The 13,788-nt window shown below is 68.8% G+C and carries 10 protein-coding genes; 6 read left to right on the top strand and 4 right to left on the bottom strand.

The window, feature by feature from the left end; translation table 11 throughout:
• Positions 1-172 precede the first annotated feature (172 nt).
• The gene (locus tag CLD20_RS16920; RefSeq protein ID WP_224407847.1) at positions 173-694 is read left to right on the top strand and encodes a L,D-transpeptidase; all 522 of its coding nucleotides are present in this window, start codon (positions 173-175) and stop codon (positions 692-694) included.
• A 1-nt stretch (position 695) separates the two neighbouring features.
• Here CLD20_RS16920 and CLD20_RS16915 read toward each other — a convergent pair whose 3' ends face one another.
• Positions 696-1,160, bottom strand: a complete 465-nt coding sequence (locus CLD20_RS16915) for a thermonuclease family protein (RefSeq protein ID WP_224407846.1) — start codon at positions 1,158-1,160, stop codon at positions 696-698.
• Positions 1,161-1,232: 72 nt separating this feature from the next.
• The gene (locus tag CLD20_RS16910) at positions 1,233-1,397 is read right to left on the bottom strand and encodes a DUF1674 domain-containing protein (RefSeq protein WP_370636934.1); all 165 of its coding nucleotides are present in this window, start codon (positions 1,395-1,397) and stop codon (positions 1,233-1,235) included.
• Positions 1,398-1,584: 187 nt separating this feature from the next.
• Here CLD20_RS16910 and htpX point away from each other — a divergent pair, with 187 nt between their 5' ends.
• The 4 genes from htpX to purH all read left to right on the top strand — a co-directional run bounded on the left by htpX (position 1,585) and on the right by purH (position 7,437).
• Positions 1,585-2,541, top strand: a complete 957-nt coding sequence (gene htpX / locus CLD20_RS16905; RefSeq protein WP_224407845.1) for a zinc metalloprotease HtpX — start codon at positions 1,585-1,587, stop codon at positions 2,539-2,541.
• Between the two features lie 25 nt (positions 2,542-2,566).
• A complete protein-coding gene (locus CLD20_RS16900; RefSeq protein ID WP_224407844.1) occupies positions 2,567-4,027 on the top strand; it encodes a transcription antitermination factor NusB in 1,461 nt (486 codons plus the stop codon).
• A 211-nt stretch (positions 4,028-4,238) separates the two neighbouring features.
• Positions 4,239-5,780 (top strand): heparinase II/III family protein, encoded by a 1,542-nt coding sequence (locus CLD20_RS16895; RefSeq protein WP_224407843.1) that lies wholly within the window; start codon positions 4,239-4,241, stop codon positions 5,778-5,780.
• A gap of 52 nt (positions 5,781-5,832) precedes the next feature.
• Complete coding sequence (gene purH / locus CLD20_RS16890) at positions 5,833-7,437, top strand: bifunctional phosphoribosylaminoimidazolecarboxamide formyltransferase/IMP cyclohydrolase (RefSeq protein ID WP_224407842.1); 1,605 nt, start codon at positions 5,833-5,835, stop codon at positions 7,435-7,437.
• Here purH and CLD20_RS16885 read toward each other — a convergent pair.
• The gene (locus tag CLD20_RS16885; RefSeq protein WP_224407841.1) at positions 7,408-12,288 is read right to left on the bottom strand and encodes an NAD-glutamate dehydrogenase; all 4,881 of its coding nucleotides are present in this window, start codon (positions 12,286-12,288) and stop codon (positions 7,408-7,410) included. The genes purH and CLD20_RS16885 overlap by 30 nt on opposite strands.
• Positions 12,289-12,387: 99 nt before the next feature.
• Here CLD20_RS16885 and CLD20_RS16880 point away from each other — a divergent pair, with 99 nt between their 5' ends.
• Complete coding sequence (locus CLD20_RS16880; RefSeq protein WP_224407840.1) at positions 12,388-12,966, top strand: peroxidase-related enzyme; 579 nt, start codon at positions 12,388-12,390, stop codon at positions 12,964-12,966.
• 27 nt (positions 12,967-12,993) lie between these two features.
• Here the strand turns inward: CLD20_RS16880 and CLD20_RS16875 are convergent, their stop codons facing one another.
• The gene (locus tag CLD20_RS16875; RefSeq protein WP_224407839.1) at positions 12,994-13,683 is read right to left on the bottom strand and encodes a TPM domain-containing protein; all 690 of its coding nucleotides are present in this window, start codon (positions 13,681-13,683) and stop codon (positions 12,994-12,996) included.
• Positions 13,684-13,788: the final 105 nt, after the last annotated feature.

Below are 13,788 nucleotides of genomic sequence, written 5' to 3'. Positions count from 1 at the left end.
CCGCCCTTTTCGTTTCCGCCGGTCTTCGCAGCGGGTTGTGGCGCCCGTCGGTGCGAGCCGCCATCGCCGGGCCGATTTACTTAAACTCTAAACCAAGTCCGCAGGATCCGCTGCCGCCGCGGCGACAGGCGCGGCATATTCTCCCGAAGAACGGCACCTTCGGGGGATTCCCATGCAAAAAAGGATACAGCGCGCTTTCGGCGCGGTGGTCGCGATGGGCTTTGCTTTGGTGCTCGCCGCCGGCGCAAGCCAGGCAGAGGCGCGCGAGACGGTGCGCTTCACCGACAGCTACCGGCCAGGCACGATCGTCGTGAAGACGGGCGAGAGGCGGCTCTATCTCGTCATGCGGGGCGGCAAGGCCATGCGCTATCCGGTGGGCGTCGGACGGCGCGGCAAGCAATGGCAGGGCCGCACGCGCATTACCCGCAAGGTCGTCGATCCGACCTTCACGCCACCGGCGCAGGTCAAGCGCGACATCCCGAGCCTGCCGGACCTCATTCCGCCGGGCCCGCGCAACCCGCTCGGACCGCGCGCCATGACGCTCGCCCGCGGCGAATACGCCATCCACGGCACCAACCGGCCGAATTCGGTCGGCGGCTACGTCTCCTATGGCTGCATCCGCATGTACAACCAGGACGTCGTCGACCTCTTCGAGCGCGTGCGGGTCGGAACACCCGTCGTGGTCCTGCCGTAGGTCACTTGCGCAGGGAAGCGCTCTCCCCGCACCAGGGTTTCCTGGGACCGCCCGCATAGGCGCGGGCGTGACCGGAGGCGCGCAGCAGGGCCGAAAGGTTCTCTCCGTCGGCGCGGGCGACGTCGGCGACGACACGCCCGCCATACTTGTCTTCCTCGATCATGGAGATCGTCACGCCGGCCTCTCCCACAAGGCGCGCGAGGGCGGCCCTGGCCGCTTCGGCCATCTCGCGCTCGGCCGCACAGCGGGCCCTCAGCTCCGGGGCATCGATGCCGCGAAGGCGAACCAGCACCTCCACGTCCTGTCCGAGCCAGATGCGTGCCCGCACGGCCAAAGTATCGCCGTCGACGACGCGCTCCACCTCTGCCCGATAGGGACCGGGCAGCTCGGCCGCATTCGCTCCGCCTGAAAGCAGGCCGGCGAGGAGACAGAGCGGAGCGGCGCGAATCGCGCGAATGAGGAACATATTCCTATACTAGCGCCACTGTTGGCCCCTGGGAAGCGCTTCCGGCGCAGCCCGCCAGCGTAACAAGCGGCCTCAGAAATCGACGGCCTTGCCTTTCCTCTCCCAGTCGCCGTAGCGGGCCGGTTCGGGGCCGGACGGGCCGTCGAATTCCTCCGGGCGAGCCTCGCCTTCTCCGGCCGCTTCCGCCGCCTTTCTCTCCCTCGCCTCGGCGAGGGCGCGCTCGGCCGCCTCGGCGATCTTCCTGCGACGGGTTTCGGACGCCGAAAGCCCGGCCCCATCCGCCTCGGACACGGCCGGAGCGGCGTCAGCTTCGTTCGCCATCATGCCTCCTTGCGCCTCTTCACGCGCACTTGTCATTGCAGCGGCGTTCACCGCACCCAAAATATGCCCCGACATAGGCCCTTCTTTGGTGGAGCCCAAGACGATGAACATGATGAAGACCGCCATGCTTCTCGCCGCGCTGACGGCGATCTTCATGGGTGTCGGCTACCTGATCGGCGGATCCGGCGGCGCCATGATCGCCTTCCTCGTTGCCGCCGGCATGAATCTCTTCTCCTACTGGAACGCGGACAAGCTCGTGCTTCGGATGCACAACGCGCATGAGGTGGACGAGCGCTCGGCGCCGGAATTCCACCGCATGGTGCGCGACCTCGCGGCCCGGGCGAACCTGCCGATGCCGAAGACCTATCTGATCGAAAGCGATCAGCCGAACGCCTTTGCGACGGGCCGCAACCCGGAGAATGCCGCCGTCGCGGCGACCACCGGCCTCCTGCGCACGCTCTCCTACGAGGAGGCGTCGGGCGTCATGGCGCACGAACTCGCCCATGTGAAGAACCGCGACACGCTGACCATGACGATCACGGCGACGCTCGCCGGCGCCATCTCCATGCTCGGCAATTTCGCCCTCTTCTTCGGTGGCTCGCGCAACAACAACTCGCCCTTCGGCTTCGCCGGGGTGCTTCTGGCGGCGCTGACGGCGCCCTTCGCCGCGATGCTGGTGCAGATGGCGATCTCGCGTACCCGCGAATACTCTGCCGACCGCGATGGTGCCGCGATCGCCGGCAACCCCTTGTGGCTCGCCTCCGCGCTTGCGAAGATCGCCGGCGGCGCGAAGCGCCAGCCCATGGCCAGCGCGGAGCACAATCCCGCGACGGCGCATCTCTTCATCATCAACCCCCTCAACGGCGAGCGCATGGACAGCCTCTTCTCCACCCATCCGGCGACGGAGAACCGCATCGCGGCGCTCGAAGAAATGGCCCGCCAGGGCGGCATTTCGGAGGGGCCGCGGATTTCCCGCGAAACGCCGATGCGCAGCGAGCCGTCTGCCGGCCCCTGGGGATCGGCGGGCCGATCGCGCCGCCGCGCCGGGCCGTGGGGCTGAGCCCGCCAGGGAGCCATCTGATATTGTGAGCGAAGACGAGGCGCGCGGCGCCCAGGCAAGAGGAAGTGGGGGGCGCAACGCCAAGAGCCTCCATTCGGGAAAGGGCCGGCCGGGTATCGCGAGGGCAGGTGCCGGAGGCGGCAGGCCGGCCGGCGGAAAGGCGCAGCCGGGGCCACCGGGCCTTGCCGCGCGCGAGGCGGCGCTCGCGATCCTGATCAAGGTGATCCGCGACCGCGTCCCGCTGCCGGCGCTTCTCGACGAGGCGAGCGCGCTGCCCGGCTTCAAGGCGCTTTCGGCGCAGGACAAGGCGCTGGTGCGGGCGATGCTCGATACGGCGCTGCGCCATCGCGGCGAGATCGAGATGGCGATCACCCGGCGCCTGGAGCGGCCGCTCGACGCGGCGGCGCACCGGCTTTCGGCGCTTCTCCATCTCGGCGCGGCGCAAATCCTCTATCTCGACGTGCCCGACCATGCGGCGATCAACCTCGCCGTCACGGCTGCCGGGCGCGACCGGCGCACCGGGCGCACCAAGGGGCTGGTGAATTCGGTGCTGCGGCGGATCGCGCGCGAGCGCTCCGAGGTCCTCGCCGGTGCAGAGCCCGAAGAGAACGCGCCGGGCTGGCTGCGCACGCGCTGGCTGGAAAACTGGGGCGCGGCGCGGGCCGAGGCGATCTTCGCGGCGCATGCCGAGACGCCGCCGCTCGACCTTTCGGTGCGGGGCGATCCCGCCGAGGTGGCGGCCCTTCTCGGCGGCAGCGTGCTGGCGACGGGTTCGGTGCGGCTGGCGCGGCGGCCCGCCGTCTCCACGCTCGCCGGCTACAACGAGGGCCTTTGGTGGGTGCAGGACGCCGCGGCGGCGGTGCCGGCCCAGCTTCTCGGCGAGGTGGCGGGCAGGCGCGTCGCCGATCTCTGTGCCGCGCCGGGCGGCAAGACCGCCCAGCTTGCCGCCTCCGGCGCGCATGTGACGGCGGTGGAGAAATCCCGCTCGCGCGTCAGGCGGCTCGCCGGCAACCTTTCGCGCCTGCGCCTTTCCGCCGAACTCGCCGAGGCCGACATCCTCTCCTTCACGCCGGCCGAGCCCTTCGATGCCATTCTTCTCGATGCGCCGTGCACGGCGACCGGGACGGCGCGGCGCCATCCCGACCTCGTCTGGACGAAGGCGCCCGAAGAGATCGCCTCGCTCGCCCTGCTGCAGGCGAAGATGCTGGAAAGGGTCGCGGGCTGGCTGAAGCCCGGAGGGATCCTCGTCTATGCCACCTGCTCGCTGGAACCGGAGGAGGGCGAGCGGCAGGCCGCCGCCTTCACGGCCGGGCGCGGCGACGTTGAATTCCTGCCGCTGACGGCCGGCGAGTTTCCCGCTCTCGCCGCCTTCATCACGCCGGAGGGCTACTTCCGCAGCCTGCCTGGAATGCCGCTCGGCGAAGGCGAGGCGGGGGCTGCCGGAATGGACGGTTTCTTCGCCGCGCGGTGGCGCCGAGCGGGCTGATTGCCGAAAAACCGTGCAGCTACTGCCCGCCGAGGCGCGGTGCAGCTTGCCACGAATCAAAAAGCGCTATAGCGCCAGCAAGATGGCACAGATCGCGCCGGGCGATAGATGGCGATTGAATCTCTCGCGTGCCGAGCGCGTGGGACGCCGGCTTCGCCTGACAACGCTGGTAGGGCTTCCCGCCTGGGCGGGGGGTGGCGGCCGCTCGCAATTGCTGATTGCTCCGCCTGACCTCCGGACCGCCGACCCGACCATCGCCGAGGAGATCTATTCCGGTCGCTTCGTCTTTGCCGGCCAGTCGGTCGAGACGGAAGGCCGCTCGCCCTTCGAGGTCGTGCCGCCGAGCGAGGACTGGGAAGCGGCGCTGCACGGCTTCGGCTGGCTGCGGCACCTCAAGGCCGCGGCGACGCCGGTCGCCCGCTCCAATGCGCGCGCCATCGTCGGCGACTGGCTGGCGGGCGAGCGCAAGCACGGCGCCATCGCCTGGCGGCCGGAAGTGGCGGCGCGGCGGCTCATCTCCTTCCTGTCGCAGTCGAACCTCATCCTGGAAGGGGCCGATCACGACCTCTACCGCGCCTTCGTGCGCTCTCTCTTGCGGCACGGGACCTTCCTGAAGAAATCCTACCTCGCGGCCGAGCCGGGGCTGAAACGGATGCAGGTGGCGATCGCGCTCGCCATGGCCGGGCTGTGCATGTCGCGCCAGGAGCGGCTCTCCCGGCGCGGCCTGGAGCGCGTCGGCCAGGAGGTCAGCGCGCAGTTCCTTCCCGATGGCGGACATGTCTCGCGGAGCCCCGCCGCGATCCTGGAGGCGCTCCTCGACCTGTTGCCGCTCCGCCAGACCATCGTGGCGCGCGGCCAGAACCCTCCGGAGGCGCTTCTCGGCGCCATCGACCGGGCCATGCCGATGCTGCGCTTCTTCCGCCACGCCGACGGGGCCTTCGCGCAGTTCAACGGCGCCTCGGCCGGGGCGCGCGACCAGCTCTCCACCGTGCTCGCCTATGACGAGGCGCTCGGCAAGCCGGTCGCCTCGGCGCCCTATTCCGGCTTCGAGCGGCTGGAGGCCGGGGCCGCCGTCGTCATCGTGGAATCCGGCACGCCGCCGCCGCTCGCCTACAGCGCCGAGGCGCATGCCGGCACGCTCGCCTTCGAGTTTTCCCATGGAAGCCACCGGCTGATCATCAATTGCGGCGCGCCGCAGGCCCGCTACGAGGCGCTGCGCCGGGCGGCACGGCTGACGGCGGCGCATTCCACGGCGACGCTCGCCGACACCTCCTCCAGCCATCTGGAGCCGGAGGGCGACCGCGTCCTGCTGATGGCCGGGCCGAAGAAGGTGGAGCGCCAGCGCCGCACCGAATCGGACGGCACGATCCGGCTCGAGCTCACCCATGACGGCTACATGAAGACGCTCGGCTTCCTGCACCGGCGCCATCTGGTCCTCGCCGGCGACGGGCTGTCGCTCGCCGGACGCGACGCCTTCGAGGGGGACGGCCCGGCGCGCACGCCCTTCGACATCCGCTTCCATCTGGAGGCGGGCGTGAGCGCCGAATTCGCCGAGGAAGCGCAGGCCGGCCATATCGACCTCGTCCTCGCCGATGGCGAGCACTGGCGCTTCACGGCCGATGCGCCGCTGGCGATCGAGGAAAGCACCATCTTTTCGCCCTCGCGCGGCTCCAGCCGCAGCCTGCAGATCGTCCTCAGCGACGAGGTCGGAGACCGGCCTGCGGTCGAATGGAGGCTTGCGCGTCTCGCCTGAGGCGGTAAGAGGCGTTCTTTCCTCCTTCCATTCCAGACCGCCGAGGCATTCGATGTCGGCTTCCCCCCATAAAGGCTCTTCCGGACCGGCGAAGGTCGCCGTCAAACGCGCGCTGATCTCGCTTTCCGACAAGACGGGCGCCGTCGATTTCGCCAGGGCGCTCGCCGGCGCAGGCGTGGAGCTTCTTTCCACCGGCGGTACGGCCAAGGCGCTGAAGGAGGCGGGGCTTTCCGTCACCGACGTGTCCGAGGTGACGGGCTTTCCGGAAATCATGGACGGGCGCGTGAAGACGCTGCATCCGTCCGTACATGGCGGCATCCTTGCCGTGCGCGACGCGCCCGAGCACGTGAAGGCGATGGAGGCGCACGGCATCCGGCCGATCGATCTCGTCGCCATCAACCTTTATCCGTTCGAGGCGACGGTCGCGAAGAGCGACGATCCGCTGGAAATCATCGAGAACATCGACATCGGCGGGCCGGCGATGATCCGCGCCGCGGCGAAGAACGCCGCCTTCGTCGTGGTTGTCACCGATCCGGCCGACTACACCCGGGTCGCCGAGGCGATTGCCGCCGGCGGGGTGGAAAAGCCGCTGCGCACGGAGCTGGCCGGCAAGGCATTCGCCCGCACGGCCGCCTATGACGCGGCGATCTCCGGCTGGTTCGCCGGCGAGGCGGGCGAGAGATTTCCGGAGCGGCTGACGGTCTCGGCGAGCCGCGCCGCGGAGCTGCGCTACGGCGAGAACCCGCATCAGAAGGCAGCGCTCTACCGCACCGCGGGCGAGGCGCCCGGGGCGGCGAGCGCGCGCCTTGCCAACGGCAAGCCGCTCTCCTTCAACAATCTCGGCGATGCCGATGCCGCCTACCAGCTCATTGCCGACCTCGACCCGTCCGAGCCGGCCGTCGCCATCATCAAGCACGCCAATCCCTGCGGCGTCGCCATCGGCGCCTCGCTGGCGGAGGCGCACAAAAAGGCGCTGCGCTGCGATCCCGTTTCCGCCTATGGCGGCGTGGTGGCGGCCAACCGTGCCCTCGACGCGGAGGCGGCGAAGGCCATCACGGCTCTCTTCACCGAGGTCGTGATCGCGCCCGAGGCCGACGAGGAGGCCATGAAGATCTTCGCGGCCAAGCCCAATCTTCGCCTGCTCCTCACCGGCGAGATGCGCCCGGCGGGCGGCATCGTGATGCGCTCCATCGCCGGGGGACTGCTGGTGCAGGAGGCGGACGGTGCGCAGGTGACCGAGGCGGACCTGAAAGTCGCGACCAAGCGCGCGCCGAGCCCCGAGGAGCTCGCCGACCTCCTCTTCGCCTTCCGCATCGCCAAGCACGTGAAATCGAACGCCATCGTCTACGCCAAGGGCGGCGCGACGGTCGGTATCGGCGCCGGGCAGATGAGCCGCGTCGATTCGGCCCGGATCGCGGCCTGGAAGGCGGCGGAGGCGGCGCGCCATGCGGGCGAGGAAACGGCGCTGACGGAAGGCTCCGTCGTCGCTTCCGACGCCTTCTTCCCCTTCGCCGACGGGCTGATGGCGGCCGCCGAGGCGGGCGCCACCGCGGTCATCCAGCCGGGCGGCTCGCTGCGCGACGAGGAAGTGATCGCGGCGGCCGACGAGGCCGGCCTTGCGATGGTGCTAACCGGCCTTCGCCATTTCCGCCACTAAGGCGCTTTCGGAACGCGATCTGACGGCCTGCTGCTCGGCGAGTTCGACGAGAAGGCTTGCCGCGACGGTCGCCTTGGCGGTCGTGGCGCGCCCGTCGGCCAGGATCGAGCCGACGCGCGCCGCCGTGGCGCCGACCCGGTTGCCGTTGGCCTTTTCCCAGGCCGCGACATCCGGGCGCCCCTTCCCGGATGTGGCCAAAAGATCGGCGGCGAGGGCGCGGTGCGCCGCGGCGAGACTGTCGCGGGCCTTCTCCACGGCCAGAAGCTCGTAATAGTCCGAGCTCTCCACGGCGAGAATCATGGCTTCCAGCCGCGAGAACGAGAAACGCTCGGCGATCTCGTAATAGGCCGCGGCGGCCGCCTTCAGCTTGCAGGCGCAATGCTCGGCGACGAGCGCGATATCGATGGCGTTAGCCACCTCCGGCAGAAGCGCGAGTTCGGCGGCGGTTTCCTTCGGCACGCCTGCCTCGGTCAGCTCCGCTTCGTGCTCGGCGACGGCATGGGCGGCAAATTCTGGCAGGAGCCCCGGCAACAGCTTGCGCAGCTCGGCGAGGGTGGCGCGGTAATGCTCGACCACGGCGGCGATGCCGCCGGACAGGTCGACGTTCCTCAGGAACCAGCCGACGCGGTCGATGAGGACGTCCTGGACCTTCAGGTAGAGCTCCAGCTGCAGCTGGCCGGGGATCCGGTTGTCGAGCGCGTCGATATCCTCGTGAAGCTCGCGCATCGAGAAGGCGTCGCGCACGGCCGTATAGGCGCGCGTGACCTCGGCGGCCGAGGCGCCGGTCCGGTCGCGCAGGCGCACCAGAACGGTCGGGCCGCCGCGGTTGATGAGCGAATTGGCGAGCTGGGTCGCGATGATCTCGCGGCGCAGCCGATGCATGGCGATCTCCTCGGCGAATGGCGCCTGCATCTTTTCGGGGAAGTAGCGCACGAGCTCGTGGGCGAGATAGTCGTCGTCCGGCAGGTTGCTCGCCACGAGGTCGTCGAAGAGGGCGATCTTGGCATAGGAAAGCAGGATGCCGATCTCCGGGCGGGTCAGCGGTTCGCCCTGCGCGGCGCGTTCGGAAAGGCGCGCATTGTCCGGCAGGTACTCGACCTCGCGGTCGAGATAGCCGTCCGCCTCCAGCTCGCTCATCAGCCGCGCCTGGTTGGCGAGGTTGTCGAGGCCGCGCAGACTTTCCAGGCTGATCGCCAGCGTCTGCTGGTAGTTGTTGCGCAGGACCAGCTCGGCGACCTCGCCGGTCATGTCGGCCAGGAGGGTGTTGCGGGCCGCAAGCTCGATCCGGCCGGAGCGCAGCGCCGGGGCGAAGGCGATCTTGATGTTGACCTCAAGGTCGGAGGAATTGACCCCGCCGGAATTGTCGATCGCATCGGAATTGCAGCGCCCGCCCGCGAGCGCGTAGGCGACGCGGCCGCGCGAGGTGACGGCAAGGTTGGCGCCCTCGCCGATGACCCTCGCCTCGAGTTCGGCGGAGGTGACGCGGATGGCGTCGTTGGTCTTGTCGCCGACCTCCGCGTCGCTTTCGTTGGGGGCACGCACATAGGTGCCGATGCCGCCGAACCACAGAAGGTCCACCTGCATCTTCAGGATCGCCCTGATCACCTCGTTCGGCCGGGCGGAACTGCCTGAAAGGCCGAGGAGGGAGGCGATTTCCGGCGAGATCGGCACCGATTTGTCGTGGCGCGAGAAGACGCCCCCGCCCCTGGAGACGAGACTCGTGTCGTAGTCCTTCCAGGAGGAGCGGCCGAGCTCGAAGAGGCGCCGGCGTTCCTCGTAGCTCGTCTCGGCGTCGGGATCCGGGTCGATGAAGATGTCGCGATGGTCGAAGGCGGCGAGAAGGCGGATCTGCCTTGAAAGAAGCATGCCGTTGCCGAACACGTCACCCGACATGTCGCCGACGCCGGCGACGGTGAAGGGCTCCTTCTGGATGTCGACGTCCATCTCGCGGAAATGGCGTTCCACCGCCTCCCAGGCGCCGCGGGCGGTGATGCCCATCACCTTGTGATCGTAGCCGGCCGAGCCGCCCGAGGCGAAGGCGTCGCCGAGCCAGAAACCGTGCGCCTCGGAAACGGCGTTGGCGGTATCGGAGAAGGTCGCGGTGCCCTTGTCGGCGGCGACGACGAGATAGGGATCGTCCTCGTCATGGCGCACCACGGCCGCCGGCGGGACGATATCGTCGCCCTCGATGTCGTCGGTGACGGAAAGCAGCCGGTCGACGAAGGCGACATAGGCGCTCTTGCCGGCCTCGAAGATTTCCTCGCGGCTGCCTTCGGGCGGCAGCAGGCGCGGGAAGAAGCCGCCCTTGGCGCCGACCGGCACGATGACGGCGTTCTTCACCTGCTGCGCCTTGACGAGGCCGAGAACCTCGACACGGAAATCCTGCGGCCGGTCGGACCATCTCAGCCCGCCGCGCGCGACCGGGCCGAAGCGCATATGCACGCCCTCCACCTGCGGCGAATGCACGAAGATCTCGCGGAAGGGACGGGGCGGGGCGAGGAAAGGAAGGTCGCGCGGCTTCAGTTTCAGCGTGATGGCGATCGGCGGCAGACCGTCCTCGTCGGCCATGTAGTAGTCGGTGCGCTTGGTGGCGACGATGACGGACCTGTAGGCCCGAAGAATGGTGTCGTCGTCGAGGCTGGCAACGGTGTCGAGTGCCTTGGCGAGCTTCTCGTCCGCCTCTTCCTCGGCCTTCTTGCGGCCTTTCTGCGCGGGATCGAAACGGGCGGTGAAGCGGGCCACGAGGAGCGAGGCGATCTCGCCGTTGCGGCCGAGCGTGTGCCAGATGTAGTCGAGCGAATAGGGCAGCTGCGTCTGGCGCAGATAGCGCCCGATGGTGCGCAGAAGCGCCGCTTCCCGCCAGGAGATTCCCGCCTCGAGCACCAGGGCGTTGAAGCCGTCATTATCGGCCCGCCCGGCCCAGATGGCGCGGATCGCCTCTTCCAGCCGCGGCGCGGCCGCGTCGATGGCGGTGCCGCCCGTGCCCTTCGGGGCAAGCGTCATGTCGTGAATATAGACGGCCGGCGCGGTTGCCGGCCGCATGAGATAGGTCCGCTCGTTGACGACGGCGAAGCCGAGATTTTCCAGGAGGGGCACGCGGCGCGACAGGGGAATCGGGGTTTCCAGGTGATGGAAGCGCAGCATGGTGCGCTCCAGCCCGCCGAAGGAACGGGTGCTGAAATGCGCGGCGATCATCGACTGGCCCGATAGGGCGCGACCGATACGGATGTCCTCGATGGCGTCGTCCGCGGTGTGGGCGGCGCGGTATTCGCGTCCAAAAGCCTCGCGGTACTCGCCGAAGAGGCCGTTTTCCTCGGGAAACGCGTTGGCGAGCGTTTCGCGCAGGTCATCCTCGAAGGTGCGGGTGATCGCCCGGATGCGCGCTTCGACCTCGGCCTGCGTCGGGTCGCCCTGGAGGAAGTTCTCTTCTTCCGGGGCGGGGTTGCGGCCGATGATGAAATGGACGCGGGCGAGATGGCCCTCCGGGAAGGAGGGGAAGGCGGCGGAAACGCGGGCGGAGAACATCTCGGCGAGCGCCTTGCCGACCTCCTCGCGAACCTCGGAGGAATAGCGTTCGCGCGGCACGTAGACGAGGACGGAGACGAAGCGGCCGTATCGGTCCGCGCGGATGAGGGCGCGGATGCGCGGGCGCTCCTGCAGGTGCAGGATCGCCATCGCCTGGTCGAAGAGCGTATCGACATCGGCCTGGAAGAGCTCGGTGCGCGGGAAGCTCTCTAGGATGTTGAGGAGCGTCTTGCCGGAATGGCTGAGAGGATCGAAGCCGGCGCGGTCGACGATGCGCTCGGCCTTGCGGCGGATGAAGGGGATGGAGGTGACGGAGCGGGTGAAGGCGGTCGCCGTGAAGAGGCCCACGACGCGCAGTTCGCCGGTGACGCGGTTCGCCTCGTCGAAGATCTTGACGCCGATATAATCCATGTAGTCGCGCCGGTGGACGCGGCTGATGACGTTCGCCTTGATGATGATCAGCGGCTCGGGGCTGAGGAGAAACTCGCGGATCTGCGGGGTCATGGTGACGAGCTCGCCGCCGCGGCGCAGGATCTTCACGTTCGGATCGCGCAGGAGGCCGAGCCCCTCGCCATCGCCGGCCTCGACGCTTTCGCCGGCGCTCGCGTCGTAGGAAAGCTCGCGCATGCCGAGGAAGGTGAAGTTGTCGTCCTCCAGCCATTCCAGGAGCGCGATCGCCTCCTCAAGCTCGTCCTCGTCGAGCTGCGGCGGGTCCTTGCGGTAGTCGCGGATCGCCATCCGGAGGCGGTTGCGCATCGCCCGCCAGTCCTCGGTGGAGACGCGCACTTCCTGCAGGAGGCTCTTCAGCGAGGCTTCCAGCGCGCTCCTGGCCTCCTCGTCGGGAAGCTTGGCGATCTCGATATGCAGGTAGCTTTCCCGCTCGGCCTTCTTCTTCGATTCCGTGCCGGCGGCGAAATGGACGAGCCTGCCGTTCTCGTCACGCTCCACCTCGAAGATCGGATGCAGGACGAGGCGGATCGGCTGGCCGGCGGCCTGGATCTCGCCGATGACCGAATCGAAGATGAAGGGCCGGTTCTTGCCGACGATATCGATCGCCGTGACGGCGCGGCCTCGCTCGTCGGCCGCCTCGATGTCGCGCAGCGTGACCTTGGGCACCTGCGGGTCGCGCTCGGCGATGTACGCGAAGGCCGCCTCCACCATGCCGGCGAGGTTCTCGGGCGGATAAAGGGCGATGTCCTCGCCCGCCGAATGGGCGAAGAATATTTCAGCGAACTGCTGCAGTGTCCGGGGATCGTCGGCCTTGCTGAGGAGTTTCTTCGCCGCGGCGATTCGCTTCTTCTTCTCCGGTTCGTACCGGTCCGGCATCTTTCCTCGCTTCCGCCCGGCTTGCCGGGACTTGTCTCATTGGCGCGTGCAACATCACATGTAGGCGCTGGAAGCCACAAGGCGACGGGAGGCAAACCAATGACAGAGACTTCAAACGAACGCGTGACGGCGCTGGGGCTTGGCGTGGCCGATCCGCTGAGCGAGGCGACGCAGGCCTATTTCGCCAAATGCGAGGAAAAGCTCGGTCTCGTGCCGAACGTTCTCAAGGCCTACGCCTTCGACGAGAAGAAGCTGCGGGCGTTCACCGATTTCTACAACGACCTGATGCTCGGCGAGAGCGGGCTCTCCAAGCTGGAGCGGGAAATGATCGCCGTCGCCGTCTCCAGCGTGAACCATTGCTACTACTGCCTGACGGCGCATGGGGCGGCGGTGCGGACGCTTTCGGGCGATCCGGAGCTCGGCGAGATGATGGTGATGAACTACCGCGCGGCCGAGCTTTCGGAGCGTCAGAAGGCGATGCTCGACTTCGCCGTGCTCCTGACGGAGCAGCCGGAGGCGATCGAGGAGGAGGACCGGCAGGCGCTGCGCGATGCCGGCTTCTCGGAGCGGGACATCTGGGACATCGCGGCCGTCGCCGCCTTCTTCAACATGTCGAACCGCGTCGCTTCGGCGACCGACATGCGGCCGAACCGGGAGTACCATTCGCAGGCGAGGTGAGAGAGGCGGGCCTGAACGGAGGGCGCCTCACACCTCGACGAGCTTGTCCGGCAATTCGTTCGGGTTGCGCGTGCCGGCCGGCACGTGCTCGGCGAGGATCTCGCCGCAGCCTGCAATCGCGCTGACGAGGCCGGGGCCGAGGTTGCCGGCGCGGATGTCCTCGGTCAGCTTCTCGATGAGGCCGTCCCAGACCGCCTGGCCCACCTTTTCGTTGATGCCCTCGTCGGCGATCACCGCCGCGTAGCGTTCGGCGAGCGAGACGAAGATCAGGATGCCGGTGCGCCCGTCCGTGCCATGAAGGTTGTGGGCGAGGAATTGCTGCATGGCGTGCCGCTCGGCGCGCTGGCGGCGGATGAAGCCGGGCACCAGAAGCGGACGGATCGGCCCGAGCGAGGCGAGGATCGCCAGCACGATGAAGAGGACGATCTCGGCCGCCGCCACGGTGCGCGCGTCGAGGCCCGGCCCGAAGACCTCCGGCGCCTGCGCCAGCCATTCGCCGGCCTGCGGAGCGGCGATGAAGCCTTCCAGCACGGGATAGAGGAAGGAGGCGGTAATGCCGGCGAGGAGCGTCGCCAGCGCCGCCCACATCAGCGGGATGAAGCGGTAGCTGTCGCTCGCCGCGGCCGCGACGGCGAAGATCTCGCCGGCCGTCCTCCGTTCGGCGGTGCGGATCGCTTCGGCGACCTCGTCATGCTCGGCTTTGGTGAGTACCGCCATCTTGTCCGTTTTCCCTACCAGCTGCCCGAGGAGCCGCCGCCGCCGAAGGAGCCGCCGCCGCCGGAAAAGCCGCCCCCGCCGAAGCCGCCCCCGCTGCCGCCGGAG

The sequence above is a fragment of the Afifella sp. IM 167 genome, assembly GCF_020144925.1.
In the GTDB taxonomy this organism is placed as follows: Bacteria; Pseudomonadota; Alphaproteobacteria; order Rhizobiales; family Afifellaceae; genus Afifella.
The sequence above is the reverse complement of the archived record's forward strand: the minus strand, read 5'-3'. Positions and strand labels throughout refer to the sequence as shown.

Coding starts and splice junctions, on each gene's coding strand:
- CLD20_RS16915 (WP_224407846.1), bottom strand. CDS start 1,160: ATGTTCCTCATTCGCGCGATTCGCGCCGCTCCGCTCTGTCTCCTCGCC.
- CLD20_RS16880 (WP_224407840.1), top strand. CDS start 12,388: ATGACAGAGACTTCAAACGAACGCGTGACGGCGCTGGGGCTTGGCGTG.
- CLD20_RS16875 (WP_224407839.1), bottom strand. CDS start 13,683: ATGGCGGTACTCACCAAAGCCGAGCATGACGAGGTCGCCGAAGCGATC.
- purH (WP_224407842.1), top strand. CDS start 5,833: ATGTCGGCTTCCCCCCATAAAGGCTCTTCCGGACCGGCGAAGGTCGCC.
- htpX (WP_224407845.1), top strand. CDS start 1,585: ATGAACATGATGAAGACCGCCATGCTTCTCGCCGCGCTGACGGCGATC.
- CLD20_RS16920 (WP_224407847.1), top strand. CDS start 173: ATGCAAAAAAGGATACAGCGCGCTTTCGGCGCGGTGGTCGCGATGGGC.
- CLD20_RS16885 (WP_224407841.1), bottom strand. CDS start 12,288: ATGCCGGACCGGTACGAACCGGAGAAGAAGAAGCGAATCGCCGCGGCG.